This is a genomic window from Paenibacillus sp. FSL K6-0108, from assembly GCF_045040695.1.
GTDB classification, from domain to species: domain Bacteria; phylum Bacillota; class Bacilli; order Paenibacillales; family Paenibacillaceae; genus Paenibacillus; species Paenibacillus pabuli_B.
Genome location: NZ_CP150288.1, coordinates 5111186 through 5134193, shown reverse-complemented (window position 1 = coordinate 5134193; position 23008 = coordinate 5111186). Strand labels below are relative to the sequence as shown.

Below are 23008 nucleotides of genomic sequence, written 5' to 3'. Positions count from 1 at the left end.
CAACACGGTTAAAGGAGTAGAATCTCCATACTAAACGCACAGCGGATGCGATACAGAAAGGAAGAGGCAGCATGGTTAATGGACATATTCATTCACTCGAAACTTTCGGGACGGTTGACGGCCCAGGCATCCGCTTCGTGCTTTTTATGCAGGGATGTCTACTCAAATGCCAGTATTGTCACAACCCGGATACTTGGGCATTGGACGGTGGAAGGGAAATGAGCGTGGAAGAGGTGCTGGCTGAAATAGAGCCATATCTCTCTTACTATCGCAGTTCCGGCGGAGGACTGACGGTATCCGGCGGGGAGCCGACATTGCAGGCTCATTTTGTAGCCGAAGTGTTCAAGGAAGCGAAACGTCGCTGGGGATTGCACACTACGCTGGACAGCAACGGTTTCAATGAACCGGATCGGATTCATGATTTGTTGGATAACACGGACCTGGTTTTGCTGGATCTGAAGCACATCAATGATGAGAAACATATCAAACTGACAGGCAAATCCAACGAGAGAACATTGCGCACCGCACAGTGGTTATCGGACAATGGACGAAAAATGTGGATTCGTCACGTGTACGTGCCGGGGATTCACAATGAGGAAGAGGATTTGCTCAATCTGGGGCGGTTTATTGGAACGCTAAATGGAGTTGAGAAGTTCGAAATCCTGCCGTATCATCAGATGGGTATCTACAAATGGCAGGCATTGGGGAAAGCCTATCCGCTCGAAGGAGTTCCTTCTCCGAGTGATGAGGAAGTAGAGCGGGCGTATCGCCTGATTGAACAAGGTCGTGCGGAAACTGCTGGCATGGCTTGCTCCAATAAGTAACAACAGTTATATCCTAACCAAGCAGTCTTTGCGAACATGTTTCGCAGGGGCTGTTTTTTTGCTGTTATCCAATGTAAATACATGATTATTTGTCCAGTGAAGGATTTTATCCCTCCATTGATGAATTGTCATCCTTACGATGTAAGCTACAACTTTTTATAATCAGAGTGTAAAGCCAAATGCTCAATATCTTGAGGGGGTCATACGAATGAAAAAAGGAATGACGTTACTGCTTTCATTATTGCTTATCACATCATGGACATTAGCAGGTTGTTCGAGTTCAACTAACGAACCGCAACAGGGAGCAGGCAATGCGCCTACGGAGACGAGCAAGGAACCGGTTGAGATGCTTCTCCGTCACACTCAGGTGGGTGCCGACAAACAAAAAAGGCTGGCCATTCTGCAGGACGTTGTGTCCAAAGTGGAGAGCGAAGTACCTAACCTCACTTTTACACTGGACGGCGTTGAATCCGATGTAAACCGCAAGGAGAAACTTCGTGGAGAGATGGCAGCGGGCAATCCGCCGGATATTTTCGAATTGTTCGGTAGTCCGGACTCCAAAGTATATGCCAAAGAGGGCATGTTGTTGGATCTCACGCCAATCTTGCAAGAGCTGGGTATCCAGGACCAATTTTCATCGCTTGAACCATTCACCTATGAAGGCAAAGTGTACGGACTGCCTATTGGCGGATCGGGCGAAGGATTCTTCTACAATAAAGAGTACTTTACGAAAAAAGGATGGAAAGCGCCTTCAACAATGGCTGAACTGGATAATATGCTCGCTGAGATCAAGGCTGATGGCAAGGTTCCACTTGCTTCTGCTTCCAAAGCAGGCTGGGTTCCACTCATGTTAACAAATCATCTGTGGTCCCGTTACGCCGGACCTGATATTACGGCGAAGTTTGCTACAGGCGAAGCCAAGTGGACTGATCCAGGTGTTGTTGCAGGATTTGCGAAGCATAAAGAATGGGTGGATAAAGGTTATTTCAAAAAAGGCGAGCTTGGCTTTGAATATGCTGAATATACAACTCAATTTACGAGTGGCGAAGCGATTCTGATGTATGACGGAACATGGAAATCGTCCGTATTCAAGGAAGGGCAGAGCGGTGAGTCACTTATCGGCAAGGTTGGTTTCTTCAATATGCCTCCGGTAGAAAACGGTGTAGGAGATCAGACAGCCCTGATGCGTGACGTCAATAACGGATACGGTTTCTCCGCAGCGGTTGCGGATGACCCTCAGAAGTTGGCGGCTGTCAAAGCCTTTATCAAAAACTTCTACAATGAAGATATGCAAGTACGTGGGCTCGTAGAAGATGGTGTGTTACCGGCGATGAAACTGGATGAGAAAGTACTGACAGACAGCATCACTGACGATTTGATGAAAGAAATCGTAGCAGTTCTGAATGCATCGCAGACTTCATTCCCGGCATTCGATGCACTCGTTCAGGCCGATGTAACGACAGAGATCAGCAACTTGCAAATTCAGAAGCTGATTGGTGGACAAACGACACCAGAGAAAATGGCCGAAGAATTGCAAAAGGTTCAGGAAGAGGCTAATGCTTCCGTAGAATAATGAACCGCCCAAACCCAGAACTGTAAAGATTAACACCATGCTGGTTTACCCCGGTTGGAACACTGCCGGGGTAAAACCCTTGGTCTGATCTAAAGAATTACACTGCTGAGGAATCTGCTCTATATATGAGCATAAGAAGTTGAAGTCACTGAAGGAGGTAGATCATGAATACTTCACTCCGCAGCCCGCTGATTTATACGTTATTTGTGTTGCCGGCACTAATCTTGTTTATCATGTTCTTCCTGTATCCGATCGGGAGTTCATTGTATTACAGTCTGACCAGTTGGAATGGGGTATCTGCAGAGCCGCGCTTTGTGGGACTGTCCAATTATGCAAAAGCATTGACAGATGAACGTTTTTGGATTTCTACTCGCAATAACGGTTTCTTTATCGTATTTTCCGTTTTGATCCAGGTGCCTCTCATTGTACTGTTTTCCCTGCTCATTGCAAACGTAAAGAAATTGAAGGGATTGTACAAAACAGCCGTCTTTTTGCCGTCCATTATGTCAACAGCAGTCATCGGTATTCTGTGGGGATTCATCTACGAGCCTAACATCGGATTGCTGAATCAGTTACTTGAAACCGTAGGTATTTCGCCAGTCTATTGGCTGTCCGATAATCGGTTCGCCATGATATCCATTCTTATAACCAATGCTTGGCAGTGGACGGGATTCTATATTGTCATGGTGTTGGCGGCAATTCTGGCTATTCCAAAAGATCTGGATGAAGCAGCAGCCATTGATGGCGCAACAGCTGTACAAAGAGCATTCAAAATTACTTTGCCACTGATCAGACCTATCATTTCCGTCGTCATCATGCTGTCCATTGCGGGAGCGATGAAGGCAGCTGATATTGTACTGGTTATGACCAAAGGTGGGCCCGCAGGCTCTACCGAAGTGCTTGCTACGTATATGATCAAATATGCGATAACCAATTTTAAATACGGCTATGGCAATACGATTGCGGTTCTGATCTTTGCTCTGACGCTTGTGCTCACTGCGGTATATCAATTGCTTGTGGCGAGACGCAACGAAAGGGTGGAATATTGATGGCAAAGAGCATAAAAGGCAGTATACCTCATGTGTTGTTGATGTTGTATCTACTTGCAATTCTGTTTCCCTTTTTGTTTGTAATCTTTTCTTCATTTAAGCAGGATAACAACGAGATTGCCCTGAATCCATTCGGTCTGCCATCCACATGGGTGTTTAATAACTACGTGGAGGCCTGGGTTAATGCCAAGATTGGAACATATTTCTGGAACAGTATGTACATTTCGGTCTTGTCCTCAGTTGGAACCATTGTGCTAGGTGCCATGTTTGCTTTTGCAATAACCCGGATGAGACACCGCAAATGGAGCATGTTTCTGTACAGTCTCATTCTGGCGGGTATGCTGATTCCAAACAATGCGCTCATGCTGCCGATATATTTACTTGTACGCAAGCTTGGCATTTTGGATACTCATTTGGCGCTCATCATTCCATACGTTGCAAATGCAATACCGTTTACGATTATTATTTTGGCTGCCTTTATGAGATCGCTCCCGGGAGAAATTGAGGAAGCGGCGGTTATGGATGGGTTGAGGGCTCCGGGTATCTTTGCTAGAATAGTGATACCTCTTACCGTTCCAGCCATTGTTACGGTGTTTATCGTGAATTTCCTCGGCAACTGGAACGAATTTTTACTCGCTAACTATTTCTTATCCACCGATAAACTGCGAACATTGCCTGTCGGCATGGTCCAGTTTCGTGATCAGTATCAGATGAATTATGCCCAGATGTCAGCAGGCATTGTATACAGTGTTGTACCGGTTGTTGTGATCTACGCTATATTGCAGGAGAAAATCATTGAAGGTGTAACAGCAGGTAGTGTTAAAGGTTAATTAACGATGCGTTATATAGGGAGAACGGGAAATGAACTTGCGGATGAAGCTGGCCATGGCATTTCTGCTGCTCATCATTGTACCGATGTGTGCGCTTGGAATCGGCATGTTCTTGGTCACGTCACATACGATTGAGAAAAAATACAATCAGCAGTCTGAATATGCACTTCAGGCGATTAGCTATAATATCGAGAATGTTTTTCAACAGATCAACAATGTCACGGACAATGGTATTGCCACATCGGTATTCCAGATGGCATTGAACGCCAAAGATCCAAGCAAGCAGGATCTTGGAACCGGTAATCAATTGTCGCTGAATGCTAGCCAGCGTAATTTCCGTTCCCTTTTATACAACTACCCGTTTATCAGTTATGCCTTCTTGTATGATTTGCGTTCGCGCTCGTCTCAGGATAACCAGATTGTCTCTATATTTACGAAGGAAAACTTTCAAGCACTCCCTTTTCAACAATTTAAAGTCCATCCTATATACAAAGAAATCCAGGAACTCAACGGCGTGCCTAAATGGCTGGCCCCCTTGGAGTATCCTGAACTCACGGGCGTAGAGCCAGTCTTTACTCAGATTCGGTTGGTCAAGGAACTCAGTTATTTTCAGAATATTGGGGTCCTTGTCGTTCAGATTAAAAAAGGGGAGATGGACCGCATCTTCCGCCATTTGCAAATAAGTGATCCTGCACAGGATACTTCGTTCCTGCTGATTAATGAAGAGGGTCTGATTGTATACGATCCTTCCGGACGATACAGCGGAGAAAAGATGGAGAATCTGGGTGTGCGTTCTGGAATTTACGGACCGGGGTTCAGCAGCACCAGAGCCGTGTTTGATGGCAGTGAAAGCATCATTTCACAGTATCATCTAAAAAACTATAACTGGAGTCTGGTCAGTGTCGCTTCATGGGAAGCGTTATCCGCAGAGACGAATGTGTTCGCAGGCTGGTCGATTATTATCATTCTGCTGTGTCTGCTTGCTGCGATGGTTTTCAATGTGTTTTTCATGAACCGAATCACCGGCAATATTGCGGTGCTCGTACGATTCATGAGACGTGTAGATGACGGGGACTTTAATGCCCGGGTAGAGGGGAAAGCTTTTGACGAAATGCAACTGCTCGCCCAAGGATTCAATGAATTGCTGGATCGCATCGGAGGTCTGTTCCGACGTGTGCGTGCAGAGCAGCAACAGAAGGCGAAGGCAGAACTGCGCGTGCTTCAAGCCCAGATCAAACCTCATTTCCTATTTAACACGTTGGAATCTATTAATGGATTAGCCATGAGGGGAGAAGGGCGTAAAGTAAGTGAAATGGTGACAAGACTTGGCAATATGCTGCGGATCAGCATCCAGGACCAGGAGGAAATTTCGCTCAGTGAAGAGCTAAGGCATTTGCAGAGCTATCTTGAAATCCAGCATTACAGGTTCAGTGATTTGTTCCGATATGAGATCGATATACCATCTCATCTCTACACCTCATCCATGCTCAAGCTTATCCTCCAACCTCTTGTGGAAAATAGTATTCAGCACGGGTTTGAAGGAATTGAATATCAGGGTGTACTCCGAATCAGCGCATTCGTGGAACGAAACAATCTGGTGCTGCGAGTCGAAGATAATGGTATCGGTATTCCCCAGGAAATGTTGGCTCGATTCGAATACATGGCAGAAGACCCGCCTGAATACATCATGGCAGAGGGGACGAAGCCCTTGTCTTCAATGGCAGAGCGCAGAGGACTGGGACTAAGAAGTGTTGCAGATCGAATACGGATTCAATATGGGGCCGGATACGGGGTATTTATATGTTCATCTCCCGGGTATGGCACTATCATTCAATGCATTATTCCACAATATGAGCAGGGGGAAGATGAATGAATCTAACCGCGTTGCTGGTTGACGATGAGCTGCCGATTTTGGAGAATTTGAGTTTTATTTTGCCTTGGGAAGACATGGGCATTGACATTGTTGGTACAGCCAGAAGCGGCTCAGAAGCACTGGATAAAGTTGCAGAATGTCACCCTGACATCATGTTATGTGATATTCGTATGCCTTCCATGGATGGTCTGGAACTGATTCGAATGCTGCGGGAACAAGGTGAGAATTGCGAGATTATTTTGCTGACAGGATATCAGCAGTTTGAATATGCCCGTACAGCCATTCGTTACAATGTCCATGAATACATATGCAAGCCAATCGATTACCTGGATCTGGAACGTAAATTGCGTGATCTTGCTGGGCAGATTCAGAAGAAAAGATTGGAAATGGAGGCTGAGCGCCACCGCAAATCGGAAATAGAAGTTTGGGTACGGCACAAACATATTATTGACCTGATGCAAAAAGAGGAGAATTCGTTGTTGTCTTCTCCACCTTCTTCTGCGGAAATACAGGCATCTTCATTGCAATATATCCTGCTGCTTATTGATGTATCCGGTTATTTCAGGCATTCGATCGGATGGTCCGGAACACGGCACCAAAGCTGGCATGGAATGATTCGTTCCAAGCTTAGGGAGATTACAGACCGAATCTGCGAGGGTACTCTGCTCATTTCGGCCCGTAAGGGAGAATGGTGCATGTTGGTCGAGGCCTCCGGTGAATGGAGTCTGAGGGCAGATGCACTAGCTCAACAGGTTCAGCTGGAATTAGATGCGATATTTGAGCCGGATTCAGGCATGAAGACAAGGGTCATCCAGGATGTTATACCCGTGAAACTGGACGAACAGATGGCTGAGCGATACCGGCACTGTCAACGCTTGCTAATCATGAATGATTCTAACCAACGTAGCGATGTACTTGAATCTGCTGAACAGCACGCCATCCTGCCATCCAAAGAACATCCCAGAAGGGCAACGATGTGGATTACAAAAGAAGATTTGGACTTGATTACCCGCTGGATCAGACAGGGAAATAAGCAGGGATTGATTGATCTGCTCGTTATGCTCAAACATCGGATGAGCGAGCATAAAAGTGCGCTGGATGGCGTAGCCGAGAACAGCCTGCGTTTTCTGCTTGTACATATGCTTCGTGAGTTGCGCGAAGTACATGTCATGGCTGAACAGGACGAAATGCACTTCTGGAGTGCACTGCATTCAGCAACTTCCATCAAGGAATTAATCGAACTGGCGGAGGCAATTGCTCATGCCTGTCATGATAAGAAAAGTGCACCTCGCCCTTCTGTATCTGAGCTGATCACATCTGCGTGCGAATATATGAACGCTAGGCTGGAATGTGATCTGGGTATTGATGAGGTAGCTGATTGGCTGGGAATCAGTCCGGGTTACTTTTGCCAGCTGTTCAAAAACCAGATGGGTGTAACCTTTGTGGAATATATGACTCATAAGCGGATGGAGAGTGCCGCCTTGTTATTAAGTACAACGGAATGGAGTATTACAGCTATTGGAGAAGCGACAGGGTACAAGGAACGGCGATATTTCTCCAAAGTGTTCCATAAACATTTTCACATGAAACCATCAGAATTCAGGTCAAACCAAAGAGCAGGTTCATAATGGGGAGGAAAGCGTGCGTATGTATTCAATCGATCAGCTTTCGTTGGAACAGCGGGTAGGACAGATGTTTATGTGTGGATTCCATGGACAGCATGCAGATGAACAGATCCATCAACTGATCCGTGATTATCATGTTGGAGGCGTTATTTATTTCAGGCGAAATGTGGAAAGTGTAGACCAGTTAAATCGATTGTCTGCTGACTTGCAAGCGATTGCGGTTGAAGCCGGGGAATTACCTTTGATGATTTCCGTGGATCAGGAGGGCGGCATGGTGGCCCGGATTGATAAAGAGGGAGTAACCCAGGTGCCGGGGAACATGGCGTTAGGAGCAACGGGTAATCCGGCGTACACCCTCGAATGTGCCCAAATTCTAGGACATGAGTTAAAAAGCATCGGTATTGATATGAACCTTGCTCCAGTGCTGGATGTGAACAACAACTTCCTTAACCCGGTCATCGGCGTGCGTTCTTATGGTGAGAATGCGGAGAGTGTAGCTGCACATGGTGCAGCGGCCATCAAAGGATATCAGTCCAGAGGTGTTACTGCGACAGCCAAACATTTTCCAGGACATGGAGATACGGCGGTTGATTCTCATCTTGGCATGGTCACTGTACCTCATGACCGTAACAGGCTGGAGAAGGTGGAGCTTCTGCCGTTCAGACGGGCTATTGAGGCCGGAGTGGATGCCATTATGACTGCTCACGTCATCTTCCCGGCGATTGAACCTGAGCCGATTCCAGCTACATTGTCACGTAAAGTATTGACGGGACTATTACGTAAAGAAATGGGCTTTGACGGCATTATTATTACTGATTGTCTGGAAATGCATGCGATATCCAAGCCCTATGGTGTAGCCGAGGCAGCCGTACGTGCCGTGGAGGCCGGAGCTGATCTAATTCTGGTCAGTCACACTCTGCAAGATCAAGTCTCTGCTGTTGAAGCCGTTGTTGAAGCCGTTCGTACTGGGCGAATTGAAGCAGCAACCATTAACAAGGCATTGGAACGTATTATTTCATGGAAAACAGCACGTTGTGGTCAGTGGCAGAAGACGTTTGTTCCTATGAGGGAGGATCATGTTCTACCGGATGGACTTGATGAAAATGGTTCCGCTATCTCAACAAAAGAGAACCAGGAACTAGCACGGTCACTTGACTCCATTGAGTCCACGTTGGACGAAATTGCTTCCAATAGCATTACGATGGTCAAGAATGATGGCTTGCTTCCCTTAAAACCTGAAAAGGATGTGTACGTCATCTGGCCCGAAGTTATACAGCGGACAGAAGTGGATGAACCATGGTCCCACACGGATTCACTTGGAATGGCGTTATCGCAACTGAGAGGCGGAGTTCGGGAGCAAAAAATAACGACACAGCCGACTTATGATGAGACGGACCGGATTCTGAAGGATGTGTCAGAGGCAGATCAAATTATCGTATGTACTTACACTTCAGCTGGACATCTTCCAAAAGGGCAGCAGCATTTGGTTCAAAAACTTAGTGAAAAGTATTCCCTGATTGTAGTCGCTCTGCGTAATCCATATGATCTATTGGAGATTCCTGAGCCAGGAAGTTATGTATGTACGTACGAGAACACTCCTGCTGTGGTTCGCGCATTATCCCTCGTGTTAACAGGTGAATTGCAGCCAAAAGGAAGATTGCCCGTCCGTTTGCGTTAGCACAAGTTCAAATCTCTAAATCTCTCTGTGACATGGTGCTTATTCAACCATCTCCTGGAGGGATTTTTTTATTGGAATTTACGGCGGGTTTTAAAACAGACTTCACTCCAAAACGAAAGTTATAATAGATAACTATTTTCATAGTATTTTCGCTCTATTAAAAGTTTACAATTGTTATCAAATATTTTTAGCAACTTTTCCCGGTAGTAAGCGTCTAATAGTATGACTTTTTGAGGGGGATATTTATAAAATGGGAGCAGAAGGAGCCAAAGACAAAGAATGAATTTGAAGAAGAAATTGTCCATACTTACCGCTTTAGCTGTATTTCAAGCGTTTGCAGCGATTCCGGCGAATGCCCTGGCAGCCGATCAAAGCGATACAACAACAGTGAATACAGCCAAAGTTAAATCCGTGGAGGTTGTGAAGAAAGAACAAACCATCGCGGAATCGGAAGTAAAGTCCGGATCGGATACAACACCAAATGATAATGAAGCCGCCGAGGGTACAAATCCGGTGACAACGGAACCAACATCTACAGATGTTACTCCGGTTGACCCCGTTACAGACCCTGCTGATGAAGAGGATGCGGGAGAGGAAACAACAGTTCCAACAGCTCCAACAGCTCCAGTTGAGGTTGAGCAGCCTTCTACAAGTGGTCAGTCTGTTGCCGGAAGTAAAGGCGGAGATCTGACCCTTTATATGAACAGCAACAAAATGGTGCAGGACGGCAAAACATATCTTGCCGGACAGCCGATGGCTGTCAAAAATGGAGTATCTTATGTAGCGATCCGCGCACTGGTTGATCGGGTTGGTTATGAAGTGAAATATGACAATACAACCAAAGAAACCATTATTATTAGTGGCGAAGATGAGCTTCGCTTCAAAACGAATAGCAGCGTTTACACAGTTAACGGTGAATCCAGAACGATGAAAGGCCCTGCCTATCAACAAAAAAATACGTTCATGGTGCCGCTGACGTCGATTACTCAGGCACTCAACATTACTTATAAAGTTAATCAGTCTGCGAAGACTGTTGTACTGAATCTGAATACCAAACCGGTAGCCAGCTTCACGGTACAAAAAGAGATTTTTGCAGGAGACACGGTGACATACAACACTAAATCCAGCTCTCCCAAAGGACTGGACATTGTAGACGAGCGCTGGACTGGGCGTCAGGATTCGTTTGACCAACCAGGTACATATACGGTAACGTATGCTGTCCAGGATTCGAGCGGACAATGGAGTGACCCGTACTCTGTTACGATTCAAGTTCAGAAACCGAATCTTCCCCCTGTAGCGATGTTTACGACAGACAAGGAAGAGTACAAAATGGGTGAAAAGATCACGTACATTGATCAAAGCACCGATGATGAAAATGCTATTGTTAAAACCGAATGGGAAAACAATGCTTTGGCATTTTTTGTTCCGGGACCCAAAACAGTAACGATTACCGTTACGGACAAACATGGTGCTAGTAATAGCTATACCAAGAATGTCAATATTACTAATGAAACTCTGTATACTATCTCTGATTTTAATCAGTTGTTCACACCGGTAGGGGATAAGTTCAGCTTCAACGGCAGTGAAGTTCCTGCTATGGAGAAAGTACCGTTCACTTATCATGATGAGCAAAGTGTGCTGATTCGTAGTAACAGTCCGGAAACTGTTAATTCGGAAGGGATTGTGTACAAAGAGACTTCAATCGGTCAGACCCGTTTCATGATCCACCATGTAAATAACACCGGCAAAAACGTGAAAATGTACGTTGTTGCTACGAATAATAATATGTACGCAGCAACATTAGAGCAGCAAAATATGGGCTTTGCAGGTCCTTCGCCATTCGCAACAGTAGCCGGAAGGTTATCAATTGAGCGTTGGTTCCAGTCCATGCAAGATGGCACTGGAAAATTGAATGTTGTGCTGCAGCCAGGAGAGAGCAAATTGATTCTTACTGAACTCAATGCTCTTCCAATGAAGCAAGGGCAAGTAATTTCCCTGTATTCTGATGTTTTCAGCGACTACAGGCTGGATTACAACATTATCATGATCGAAGAAAATAAAGATCCAATGGCCGTATGGTCCACACTGCCTGTTCTGGATCGTGATGGTGTGCACAACCGTGGTACGTATCCGAATGCAACACGTGTCATTACGTATGACCAGGAAGTAGGTTCGAAGCCTGCCCGCCTGCCGCTTGGGGATAATGCAAGTGACCCGAATCTGGTCGGTACAGATCCAATGGCATATACAGATGCTTCTAACGCGGGCAACTTCGGCGTACTTTACAAAATTACACTGAACAATGTGGCTCCGCGCACGCTGATCTCATTCAACCCTCGTGGTGGTAGATACTCGGGTGTGGCACTCGTTAATGGTCAGGTTGTGCAGATTTCGAATACCAGCAAATCCTTAAGTGCACCAAACGAACAAAGTGTACTCTATCGCACAGGTTCGTACGGCGAGGCTGTAACCATTGTGTTCTCGGCGGCACCAGGAAGCAATCTTCCTGTCAACTTGCTGTTCACACCGCTTCCAGCAGAGAAGTAATTGTTTCACCTGTCATCAGGAACGGACGGTTTGGAGTGAAAGCTTATATCATATATACCCGTTCACCCCAAAAGTCGCCCGAACGATTGATCATCTAAACCGTCAGGAAAGGACTCCATGTATTCATTGGAGTCCTTTTTAATTGTAATAGTAGAATCAGCTAGCCCGCTGCGCTCGTTGACTATGAACTTCATTTAAGGCATTATTAGAAGTATATAAATCAAGCATAAGTATCAGCATTTTGCATAATTTTGATTCCACACGTTTATGGGTACAATACCTAGACGAAAAGAACCCTTTAATCTAACGTATTTGCTGAATTGCAATCGCTTTTGAATCTATGCAGAATGCTCGTATGACAGGAGGTGCTTTAGGTCATGCTGTCGACAGAACAGATTATTACTACCATGTCCTCGCAAGGGCTCCGCATTACGGATCAGCGGAAGACACTGGCCCGGTTATTTGCCGAATCCCCAGGGTATTTGACACCCAAGGACGTCTATGAATATATGGGTAAAACATACAGCGGACTGAGTTTTGACACGGTGTACCGGAATTTGCGTGTCATGCAAGAATTGGGTGTACTGGAACAGGTCATCTTTGAAGATGGGGTGAAGTTCAGAGCACATTGCAGCGAAGATCACCATCACCACCATATGATTTGTCTGAAATGCCAGAAGACATATCCAATCGTTTTTTGCCCAATGCAGCTTGCAGATGCGCCCGAGCAATTCCAGGTCGTCGATCATAAATTTGAAGTTTTCGGGTACTGTAAGGACTGTGCCGAACATATGCCAGCCAAAGTGTCATCCGGACATCAGCACACTCACGGGAAGCACTGACGATGAAGTTATCCCGCAGACTGGTTCAGGCTCCCATTCGGGTGTATCGCAGCTATATCTCTCCATTGAAGCCGCCGACGTGCCGTTTCTATCCTACCTGCTCGGCGTATGCGATGGAGGCGATTGAGGTGCATGGTGCGTTCAAAGGATCGCTGCTTGCGGCAAAGCGTATTGGGAAATGCCATCCGTTTCATCCAGGTGGAGTGGATCTGGTGCCGCCGAAGACTGAAAAGTCCGTGATGGTATCCGATTAACAATCCACTGGTCGTTTTTGCCGGCTTGAGTTGATTTAAGATTGCTGTCCACTTGACAAAGGAGGCAGTATTTCAGTATATTTTTCGTATAATGATTTCCAGTGAAGGGATAAGTACAGACACACCCCCAGTGCAGAGAGCCGGATGAGCTGAGAACCGGTCTGGGAGGAGGATGGAATATGGTCCCGGAGGAACCTCTTTCGAGCGTACAGATGTTGTTTAGAACGGCTGTCGTAAGGCTGAGGCGTGATCCAGCGTTAATGGGCGGTCGAAGGACCGGCAGAGCCTGTGGTTTGTGAAAAGCACGGGGAATTTGGGTGGTAACACGTGAGAGCAACTCTCGTCCCATACAGGGACGGGAGTTTTTTGTGTTCTTTTTTAGGCAAATGCAATGAAAAAGCACGACCATATGAAGGAGGAGAAGTCATCTATGGCTGATCAAAAAACATTTTATCTGACAACACCGATTTATTATCCGAGTGACAAATTGCATATTGGGCATGCGTACACGACTGTGGCAGGAGATGCGATGGTTCGTTACAAGCGTCTACGCGGTTATGATGCTCACTATCTGACAGGAACGGATGAACACGGCCAGAAGATTGAGCGCAAGGCACAAGAGAAAGGACAATCACCGCAAGCCTTTATCGACGACATCGTAGTTGGCATCAAGGAACTGTGGAACAAACTTGATATTTCCAATGACGACTTCATTCGTACGACGGAGGAGCGCCACAAAACAGTGGTTCAGGATATCTTTGACCGTTTGTTGAAACAAGGGGATATCTATAAGGGTGAGTACGAAGGCTGGTACAGTATCCCGGATGAGACGTATTACACGGAAACCCAACTGGTTGATGTGGAGAAGAATGACAAAGGCGAAATTATTTCGGCGAAAAGCCCGGATAGCGGACACCCTGTGGAACTGGTCAAAGAAGAATCCTACTTCTTCCGGATGAGCAAGTATGCCGATCGTTTGCTGAAATATTATGAAGAGAATCCAGGTTTTATTCAGCCGGAGTCCCGCAAAAATGAAATGATCAACAACTTCATCAAGCCAGGCCTGGAAGACTTGGCCGTATCCCGGACCACTTTCGAATGGGGCGTCAAAGTTAAAGGCGATCCGAAACACGTTGTGTACGTATGGATTGATGCGTTGTCCAACTATATTACAGCTTTGGGTTATGGATCATCCGACGAATCGCTTTACAACAAATTCTGGCCAGCGGACGTGCATCTGGTAGGAAAAGAAATTGTTCGTTTCCATACGATTTACTGGCCGATTATGCTGATGGCATTGGACCTGCCTTTACCGAAGAAAGTATTCGCTCACGGCTGGCTGTTGATGAAAGACGGCAAAATGTCCAAATCAAAGGGCAATGTCGTTGACCCGGTAACCTTGATTGACCGTTATGGTCTGGATGCACTGCGTTATTACCTGCTGCGTGAAGTTCCATTTGGTTCAGATGGTACGTTTACTCCAGAAAGCTTTGTAGAGCGTGTGAATTCGGACCTTGCGAATGACCTAGGAAACCTGTTGAACCGTACGGTAGCGATGGTGGACAAATATTTCGAAGGCAAAGCGCCTGAGTTTACTTCAGGTGTGACCGAATTTGATACATCTCTTGAAGAAGCGGGTCTTGCTGCTGTGGACAAAGTGGAGCAGGCTATGGAAAACCTGCAATTTTCCGTCGCATTGACAGCGATCAGTCAGTTTGTTAGCCGCAGTAACAAATACATTGATGAGACTCAACCTTGGGCTCTGGCTCGTGATGAAGCAAAACGCAATGAACTGGCATCGGTAATGTCACATCTGATTGAAAGCTTGCGGATTGCTTCCATCCTGTTGCAGCCGTTCCTGACACGTGCTCCGCGCAAAATCTGGGAACAGCTCGGCATTCAGGAAGGGGAATTGACGGCTTGGGATTCCGCCAAGCAATGGGGCGTTATTCCGGCTGGAAACGTCTTGCAGAAGGGCGACCCGATCTTCCCACGTCTGGACTCCGAACAAGAGATTGCTTATATTGCTGAAGCGATGACTGGCGGCAAAAAAGCAGAAGAGCAGCCTGAGGCAGCTCAAGCTAATGCTGTAGGCTCTTCGGAAGCCGTCCAACCCGTCACAGCACCAGATGGCAAAGAAGAGATCGGTATTGACGATTTCGCCAAAGTGGAACTGCGTGTGGCTCAAGTTATTGCCTGTGAGCCGGTGAAGAAAGCCGATAAATTGCTGAAGCTGCAGCTGGATCTGGGCTATGAGCAACGTCAAGTTGTATCAGGAATTGCGAAGTTTTATTCACCTGAAGACATGGTTGGACGCAAGGTCATCTGTGTGACTAACCTCAAACCGGTGAAATTGCGCGGTGAACTGTCCCAGGGCATGATCCTGGCCGCATCCCATGGCGACCAGCTTACACTGGCGACGGTGCCAGATAATATGCCCAATGGCGCTCAAGTGAAATAACCTTGACCATGTAATCAACGATAGGTTTATATAGCGGTTGGTAATAAGGGTGGCTCGATGCGAATCGGGTCACTTTTTATTTTGGATGAAAGTCGGATCTGAGGCGAAGAAAACAAGCATATACTGTTATGAACTCCGTGCTCAAGGAAAGAATGAATAGGACAGAGCGGCTTGACAAGTTCGAGCAGGTTACCTATAATTCTTCAGTAATGTTTACGATTAAGAGATGCGGAGTGAATACTAGTGGAATTTTATAATGGAAGAAATCTAGACCAGGTAAACCGTACTTTAGCGACAGGTAGAAGAAGGCATATGAAATGGTTGCTTAGTGGTCTGCTTGTTCTTAGTTTGCTCATATTGTCGGCATGCGGTCAGAATAATTCGGAGAGTGCCAAGCTGGTGGAAGGCAAAGTGAATGTGATTACGAGCTTCTATCCTGTCTATGCGTTTACTTCGACAATTGGCGGGGAAGATGCAAATGTCATTAATTTGCTGCCCACAGGTGTTGAACCACATGACTGGACGCCGAAGAGCCAAGATATTGTGAATACATCCAAAGCCCAGTTGTTCCTATATAATGGTGCAGGACTGGAAGGATGGGTCCCCAACTTCCTGAAGTCACTGAATAGCGATACCCAGGTGAAGTCAGTTGCAGTAAGTGAAGGAGTTACTCTATTGACTGCTGAAGATGATGATGGACACGGTCATGGTGAAGAACAGGTGGATGAACATAGCGACGAACATGCAGATGAAGCGAACGCAGAGGACATTGCAAACCATCATGTGGACCCACATACATGGGTAAGTCCAAAATCGGCAATGGTAATGGCCGAAAATATCAAAAATAGCCTGGTTGAAGTAGACCCTGCACATAAAGAAGGATATGAACAACGTTACGAAGAGCTGCGGACCAAGCTGGAAACACTGGATCAGCACTTTACGGATGAATTGTCCAAAGTTCCCAACAAGGAAATAGTTGTATCACACCAGGCCTTTGGGTACCTTGCACGTGATTATGGATTGACCCAGCATGCCATTATGGGACTTTCTCCAGATGCGGAGCCAACAGGTCAGGATATTGTGCAGTTGGCTAAATTGGTGAAGGATGAAGGTATTAAATACATTTTCTTCGAAGAGCTGGTGTCTGACAAACTGGCGAAAACTCTTGCCAATGAAGCAGGTGTAGAGACAATGGTCCTGAATCCGGTAGAAGGTTTAACCAAAGAACAGGTCACAAACGGGGATGATTATTTCACCCTGATGGAGAAAAATTTGCAAAATCTGCTGATCGCATTAAAATAAGGTAGACTGAAGGATTCGTTTGCAATCCTCATATATAATGAAGGGCGGCTTTGCCATGCAGCAAATCATGCCATTGTGTCATGATCCAATCATAGAGATCGAGAAACTATCATTTTCCTACGGTGACCAGCGAGTAATTGAAAATCTTGATTTTATGGTCAAGGAAAGGGATTTTGTCGGAATTATCGGTTCAAACGGGGCGGGCAAAACGACATTGCTGCGGATGTTGGTTGGACTTTTGCCTCCAGCCGAGGGAGATATCAAGCTATTCGGACAGTCGATCCGCCGTTTCAAGGATTGGGAACGAATTGGTTATGTTCCGCAAAAAAATGCGTTTAACCCTTTGTTCCCTGCAACCGTGCGGGAAGTCGTAATGTCTGGTCTGTACAACAACAAAAATATGTTCCGCCGAATGTCCCGTAAATGTCAGCAGCAGTGCACAGATGCTCTGCAAGTGATGCGGATTGAGGATCTGGCGAACAAACGGATTGGACAACTGTCCGGCGGACAGCAACAGCGTGTGTTTTTGGCACGAGCGCTTATCAATCACCCTGATCTGCTGATTCTGGATGAACCGACGGTGGGTATCGATGCTGAATCCCAGGCCAGCTTTTTCGAACTGATTACCCATATGCATGAACACCATCGGATGACATTCCTGATGGTATCCCATGATATGGACCGGATGGAAAGCTACCTCGGTTCCAAAGCTGCGGTGACAAACGGAAAAATTCATTTCCATGTTCGTCATTCCCATGAGGTGGAAGATTGTGCCGAGACCAATTTGCAGCATACTACCACCCAGGTTCGTTAGACGCCAGTCGCAATCAGATTAGAGCAAGGCCGAAGGAGTCGTGTGTGTTTTGGAAATTTTAATGAGTGATTTTTTTCAACGGGCGCTGGCGGGGGGATTGCTAATTGGCATCACCGCACCATTAATCGGATTGTTTCTGGTGCTGCGGCGCCTTTCTATGATCGGGGATACCTTGTCTCATGTGACGATTGCGGGGGTTGCACTCGGATTCCTGATTGAAGTGTATCCGATTGCGGTTGGGCTTATTTTCGCCGTGCTCGCATCATTTGCGATAGAGAAACTTCGCAAGGCTTACAAAAGTTACGCCGAGTTATCGATTGCGATTATCATGTCCGGTGGAGTTGCGCTTGCTTCGTTGTTCTTCACGCTGGGCAAAGGATATAATACAGATGTTATGAGTTACCTGTTCGGCAGTATTTATACACTAGACTCCACGGATTTGAAGCTGGTTGGTGTGGTCACGCTGATCGTGATCATCGTTGTGGCGCTGTTACATAAGGAGTTTTTCCTGCTCAGCTTTGAAGAGGATGCCGCAGCGGTTACCGGATTGCCCGTGAAATTGCTTAACATGCTGATTACCGTGATGACAGCCCTTGTCATAAGTACGGCGATCAAAATCGTGGGCGCCTTGCTGGTATCCGCATTGCTGACCATACCGGTAGCTGTAAGCTTGCTGATGGCCCGAAGTTTCAAATCGGCAATTATATTATCCGTGGTCATTGGTGAAATTGCAGTGGTCATCGGACTGGTGGTGGCAGGGATCTGGAATCTTGCACCAGGAGCAACAATTGTACTTTTGCTTATCATGATGCTGATTCTTACGATGATTGGAAAAAAAGGGTTCCGAGCCTGAGTCTGAACGTGAGCAAGTGAGCCCTAGGAAGGGAGACATCCGCTTCATGCCTGATGTTAATGTGTGGCTGGCTTTTGTAGCAGGGTTAGCTTCGTTTATATCGCCATGCTGTCTTCCGCTGTATCCTTCGTATCTTTCTTATATTACGGGGATGACGGTACAACGTTTGAAGGATGAACGCAATCAGCGTGAAGTTCGCTTCAAGACATTGACTCATACGTTGGCGTTTATTTTGGGATTCTCGGCAGTATTTTATTCGCTGGGGCTGGGAGCCGGGTTATTTGGTCAATTTTTCAATGATAACCGTGACCTCATTCGTCAATTATCAGCGATCTTGATTATGTTAATGGGTTTATTCTTGCTGGGGTTGTTCAAACCTCAGTTTCTGATGAAAGAGCGTAAGCTAGATATGAAATGGAAACCTGCAGGTTACTTGGGCTCATTTATTTTTGGCATTGGTTTCTCGGCAGGCTGGTCGCCTTGTATTGGACCGATTTTGACTGCTATCATCGCCATGGCTGCGAGCGAACCAACCACCTGGTTGGCGTTGATTACGGGTTACACGGCCGGATTTGCGTTACCCTTTTTCATTCTGGCCTTTTTCATCGGTTCTACACGCTGGATCTTGCGTTATTCCAATATCATGATGAAAGCCGGAGGCGCATTGATGTTGTTCCTCGGAGTGCTGTTATTCACCGATCAGATGACGAAAATTACGATCTGGCTACAGCAAATCACACCCGACTGGATGATTATCTAGCGCAGTACCAAGGATTTTTTCTTTACTCAACGTTATTCTAAATAAGGATAAAGCAGGCTGCATGGAAACCAGAATCATTCTGGGGTCATGTAACCTGCTTTTTTAATCAATGGTTATTAATAGAAGGTGTCTACTCTGCATTTAGGTAAAATAATCAATGTTGGCCAGTGGGAAATGCTCAAAAATGCGTTCGGTAATAAATTCCCGCAGGGCATCCTGCTGATCATCCTTATACACATATTTGTACTGGCCCCAGCGGCCCCATTTCATTTTCCGCTTTTCGATATCCATCTCCAGCTTGGTTTTGGGGTATCGCTTCTCAATGGTGGCTTTTGCCGTTTTGGTAAAACGGTGCTGGATCATTTCAAAGGTTAGATCCTTGGTTGCTTCTTCAGGAAGGGTGTCAGCGAGCTTTTGTAGGAGCTCCGAGTATCCTTCTTCCCATCCGTCATACCATATGATTGGGGCAATAATAAATCCGAGTGGATAACCGGCATGAGCTATTTTGCCAGCAGCTTCGATACGTTCCTCAAAACGCGAGGTAGCGGGTTCGAAATTTTTGATCACATAGTCGGAATTCACACTGAAACGGATACGGGTATGTCCGTTATGTTTGATGTTTAATAAAGGATCAACATGATGATATTTGGTTACAAATCGAAGCCGTCCGTGTTCCTCATCTGCCATAAAACGAATCAGGTCACCGAGATTTCCTGTAATATGCTCCAATCCTACGGGATCAGATGTACAAGCTGCTTCAAAACGTGTAAGTTCAGGTGCGCGTTCTTCAATGTATCCTTTGGCAGCCTCAATAATTTCTTCGGTGTTTACATAGACACGGACATAGGGCTTAGCCCCAAGTGTCGTTTGAAGATAACAATAATGACAGTGGCCCATACAGCCTGTGGAGATGGGAATGGCATACTCAGCCGAAGGCTTCGATTGGTCAAACTTGAGTGTTTTACGCACACCGACGACTAGGGTACGTTTGGCCATGCGGTACTTCTCCTGTTCCGTCTCACCAGGGAGATTGGTGATTCGATTATGGGATGTCGTCATCTGGTAAGGAATATTTCTGGAGGTAACCCATTCCATAATCCGTTTGCCTTTCTCATATTCCAGCGCACCGGGTTCAAAATATACCAAATCGGGAATAAAGGGTTTAGTGCCCTTTGCTTTGCGAACGGGGGGTTGCGCCAAACTGGTACTCACGAAATCACTCCTTTCAATACGGAACTTAGCTTAGTTTGCCTCGTTTTGGGATAAGTCACCCTTGCCAATACTTGCGTAATGATAATGGAACTGAGAAGTGTTATGTGGACAGGAAATAGTGAATGAATTGTGCAGGACTTGTGCAGGACTTGCCAATGCGTATTGATAACATGTATCATTATAAGATAGGGACCAGGCAAGAATAGCGCTGGTCAGAGAGAAGAGAGGGAAGCAGATGCCAACGCCCAGTATGGAAGATTATTTGGAGCGTATATACAAATTAATTGATGAAAAGGGCTATGCTCGTGTGTCTGATATAGCTGAAGGTTTGGAAGTACATCCTTCATCAGTGACGAAGATGATCCAAAAGCTGGACAAAGACGAGTACCTGATCTATGAGAAGTACCGTGGGTTGGTGCTTACGCCAAAAGGCAAAAAGATGGGCAAACGACTGATGGAGCGCCATCATCTGCTTGAACAATTTTTGACGACGATTGGGGTTCAGGAGGAAAATATATACCAGGATGTTGAAGGAATTGAACACCATCTGAGCTGGGATTCCATTACCTGCATCGAATCTTTGGTTGAATATTTCCGCCAGGATGAGAATCGATTGCGTGATCTTAAAAGTATTCAGGAAGTCATGAGCAATACAGAATCCTAAGCTTTCAAATAGACAAACAACCCCAGTTCCGAAAGCCAGACTCACCTGAAATTTCCATGCATATCCATTCAAAATCAGAGGATGCACCTTCCGATAAAACGGTAGGTAGCATCTTTTTGCTTTTTCTTGACCAAAATTTGGTGATTATCCGCAACTAAACAAACGATTGAAGCGTCTATTAAACTAGCAGAATTTGCCGCGAATTTATAATTATTTTGGAGGATTGCACTGATGAAGCTTCGTAAAGGATTGATCCTGCTGCTCATTTTTGTTCTGGGTTTACAAACCTCAGGACTGACGGCGCAGGCAGCTAGTCAAAAGGAAATTGTCATTTATTTGGATGGTCAACGTTTGGAATCGGATGTCTCACCTTACATTTTGCCCAAAGTAAATGTAACGATGGTTCCTCTGCGTGTCATTAGCGAGGGACTTGGGGCGTCTGTACTATGGTCCCAAGCGACACGCACCGTTACAATCAAGAAATCCGATTCAGTCATTACGATGACGAGTGGACGCCAGCAGGCAACGGTGGATGGCACCTTGGTTGATCTTGATGCGTCGGTAGAACTGAAGCAAGGCCGTGTCATGGTACCGATTCGATTCGTCAGTGAGAACCTTGGAATCCAGGTTACCTGGAACCAGTCTGAGCAGACCATTGATCTGAACACAGGCAATGTTTCTAATCCTGCTCCAGTGACACCAGCAGAGCCTGGAGGAACGGGAACTACGCCAAATACGGATGAGATGCGTGGAGCCTGGATTTCGACTGTAAACGGAGACTGGCCTTCATCTGGTGCCAAAGGAAATGTAGAGAAACAAAAGCTGGAGTTCATTCAGCAGCTTGACACGCTGCAGGATATGGGAATCAACGCTGTATTTGTTCAAGTGCGGGCCAACGGGGATGCGATCTATCCATCAGGTCTTGTACCGTGGAATGGTGTACTGACAGGAACGCAAGGAAAAGACCCTGGGTATGATCCACTTGCATTTATGATTGAGGAAGCTCACAAACGTGGTCTTGAATTCCATGCCTGGTTCAACCCATTTCGAGCTACCAACTCGGCAAGTTCAACCGGGCTTGCGGCCAATCATGTATCCAAACTTCATCCGGACTGGATTGTTAATGCATCAGGCAAATTGTATATTAATCCAGGTATTCCTGAAGCGAGACAGCATATAATTGATTCCATCATGGAAGTAGTCAACCAATATGATGTTGATGGCGTACACTTGGATGATTATTTTTATCCTTCCAATGTAACGTTTAATGATGATGCAGCTTTCAAAGCATACAACACATTGAATACAAATGATCGTGCAGAATGGCGTCGGGACAACATCAACCAATTCGTCAAGCGGCTCGGAGAGAGCATCCACAAGGTGAAAGCTGGAGTCCAATATGGAATTAGCCCATTTGGCGTATGGCGTAACAAATCGGTTGATTTGACAGGTTCCGATACGAAAGCAGGAGTAACCGCTTATGACAGTATGAATGCGGATGTTCGGACATGGATCAAGCAGGAGTGGATCGACTATGTTGCACCCCAAGTGTACTGGAGTATGACACTAAGTGCAGCACGATATGACAAAGTGGTTGACTGGTGGGCCAATGAAGTGGCCAATACGGATGTGAAATTATATATTGGTCACTCGCCTTATAAGCTTGGCACACCAGAAGTCGGCTGGCAGACTTCACAGGAAATCATTGATCAGCTTATATATAATGAAAAATATGATACGGTGAAAGGGGATATTTTCTTCAGTTCACAGTACCTGACGAAAAATCCGCTCGGTTTGATTGCCAAATTAAAGGCCTATTATGGATTGTAAAACAATTTAACGTAATA

At 45.9% G+C, this 23008-nt stretch carries 18 protein-coding genes; 17 read left to right on the top strand and 1 reads right to left on the bottom strand.

Annotation, left to right across the window (positions count from 1 at the left end; all coding sequences use genetic code 11):
* Window positions 1-71: 71 nt before the first annotated feature.
* The 15 genes from pflA to MHB49_RS23290 all read left to right on the top strand — a co-directional run bounded on the left by pflA (window position 72) and on the right by MHB49_RS23290 (window position 19285).
* On the top strand, window positions 72-824 hold the full coding sequence (gene pflA, locus MHB49_RS23360) for a pyruvate formate-lyase-activating protein (RefSeq protein ID WP_247898354.1): 753 nt from the start codon (window positions 72-74) through the stop codon (window positions 822-824).
* A 208-nt stretch (window positions 825-1032) separates the two neighbouring features.
* The gene (locus tag MHB49_RS23355; RefSeq protein WP_405153186.1) at window positions 1033-2397 is read left to right on the top strand and encodes an extracellular solute-binding protein; all 1365 of its coding nucleotides are present in this window, start codon (window positions 1033-1035) and stop codon (window positions 2395-2397) included.
* Between the two features lie 164 nt (window positions 2398-2561).
* Window positions 2562-3446, top strand: a complete 885-nt coding sequence (locus MHB49_RS23350) for a carbohydrate ABC transporter permease (RefSeq protein WP_405153185.1) — start codon at window positions 2562-2564, stop codon at window positions 3444-3446.
* On the top strand, window positions 3446-4276 hold the full coding sequence (locus MHB49_RS23345) for a carbohydrate ABC transporter permease (RefSeq protein WP_247898351.1): 831 nt from the start codon (window positions 3446-3448) through the stop codon (window positions 4274-4276). Before MHB49_RS23350 ends, MHB49_RS23345 begins: the two co-directional genes overlap by 1 nt.
* Before the next feature lie 31 nt (window positions 4277-4307).
* On the top strand, window positions 4308-6149 hold the full coding sequence (locus MHB49_RS23340) for a sensor histidine kinase (RefSeq protein ID WP_405153184.1): 1842 nt from the start codon (window positions 4308-4310) through the stop codon (window positions 6147-6149).
* The gene (locus MHB49_RS23335) at window positions 6146-7777 is read left to right on the top strand and encodes a response regulator (protein WP_405153183.1); all 1632 of its coding nucleotides are present in this window, start codon (window positions 6146-6148) and stop codon (window positions 7775-7777) included. The genes MHB49_RS23340 and MHB49_RS23335 overlap by 4 nt, the downstream gene beginning before the upstream one ends.
* 19 nt (window positions 7778-7796) lie before the next feature.
* Window positions 7797-9452 (top strand): beta-N-acetylhexosaminidase, encoded by a 1656-nt coding sequence (gene nagZ, locus MHB49_RS23330; RefSeq protein ID WP_405153182.1) that lies wholly within the window; start codon window positions 7797-7799, stop codon window positions 9450-9452.
* A 279-nt stretch (window positions 9453-9731) separates the two neighbouring features.
* Complete coding sequence (locus MHB49_RS23325; RefSeq protein WP_405153181.1) at window positions 9732-11999, top strand: stalk domain-containing protein; 2268 nt, start codon at window positions 9732-9734, stop codon at window positions 11997-11999.
* A gap of 377 nt (window positions 12000-12376) precedes the next feature.
* Entirely contained in the window at window positions 12377-12841 is a 465-nt protein-coding gene (locus MHB49_RS23320; protein ID WP_064636708.1) for a Fur family transcriptional regulator, read from the top strand.
* A 2-nt stretch (window positions 12842-12843) separates the two neighbouring features.
* Complete coding sequence (yidD, locus tag MHB49_RS23315; RefSeq protein WP_405153180.1) at window positions 12844-13095, top strand: membrane protein insertion efficiency factor YidD; 252 nt, start codon at window positions 12844-12846, stop codon at window positions 13093-13095.
* 430 nt (window positions 13096-13525) lie between these two features.
* Window positions 13526-15556 carry a methionine--tRNA ligase gene (metG, locus tag MHB49_RS23310; RefSeq protein WP_405153179.1) on the top strand — a complete coding sequence of 677 codons (2031 nt, stop codon included), beginning with the start codon at window positions 13526-13528 and terminating at the stop codon, window positions 15554-15556.
* 312 nt (window positions 15557-15868) lie between these two features.
* The gene (locus MHB49_RS23305) at window positions 15869-16858 is read left to right on the top strand and encodes a metal ABC transporter solute-binding protein, Zn/Mn family (RefSeq protein ID WP_405153178.1); all 990 of its coding nucleotides are present in this window, start codon (window positions 15869-15871) and stop codon (window positions 16856-16858) included.
* A 55-nt stretch (window positions 16859-16913) separates the two neighbouring features.
* Window positions 16914-17672 (top strand): metal ABC transporter ATP-binding protein, encoded by a 759-nt coding sequence (locus MHB49_RS23300; protein ID WP_405153177.1) that lies wholly within the window; start codon window positions 16914-16916, stop codon window positions 17670-17672.
* Between the two features lie 49 nt (window positions 17673-17721).
* A complete protein-coding gene (locus MHB49_RS23295; protein ID WP_405153176.1) occupies window positions 17722-18525 on the top strand; it encodes a metal ABC transporter permease in 804 nt (267 codons plus the stop codon).
* Between the two features lie 46 nt (window positions 18526-18571).
* Window positions 18572-19285 carry a cytochrome c biogenesis CcdA family protein gene (locus MHB49_RS23290; protein ID WP_090900841.1) on the top strand — a complete coding sequence of 238 codons (714 nt, stop codon included), beginning with the start codon at window positions 18572-18574 and terminating at the stop codon, window positions 19283-19285.
* A 141-nt stretch (window positions 19286-19426) separates the two neighbouring features.
* On the opposite strand, the gene splB is transcribed toward MHB49_RS23290, so the two are convergent.
* Window positions 19427-20497 (bottom strand): spore photoproduct lyase, encoded by a 1071-nt coding sequence (splB, locus tag MHB49_RS23285; protein ID WP_405153175.1) that lies wholly within the window; start codon window positions 20495-20497, stop codon window positions 19427-19429.
* 235 nt (window positions 20498-20732) lie between these two features.
* Between splB and mntR the strand changes: the two genes are divergently transcribed.
* Window positions 20733-21161, top strand: a complete 429-nt coding sequence (gene mntR / locus MHB49_RS23280; RefSeq protein ID WP_090900835.1) for a transcriptional regulator MntR — start codon at window positions 20733-20735, stop codon at window positions 21159-21161.
* A gap of 231 nt (window positions 21162-21392) precedes the next feature.
* The gene (locus MHB49_RS23275; RefSeq protein ID WP_405153174.1) at window positions 21393-22991 is read left to right on the top strand and encodes a family 10 glycosylhydrolase; all 1599 of its coding nucleotides are present in this window, start codon (window positions 21393-21395) and stop codon (window positions 22989-22991) included.
* Window positions 22992-23008: the final 17 nt, after the last annotated feature.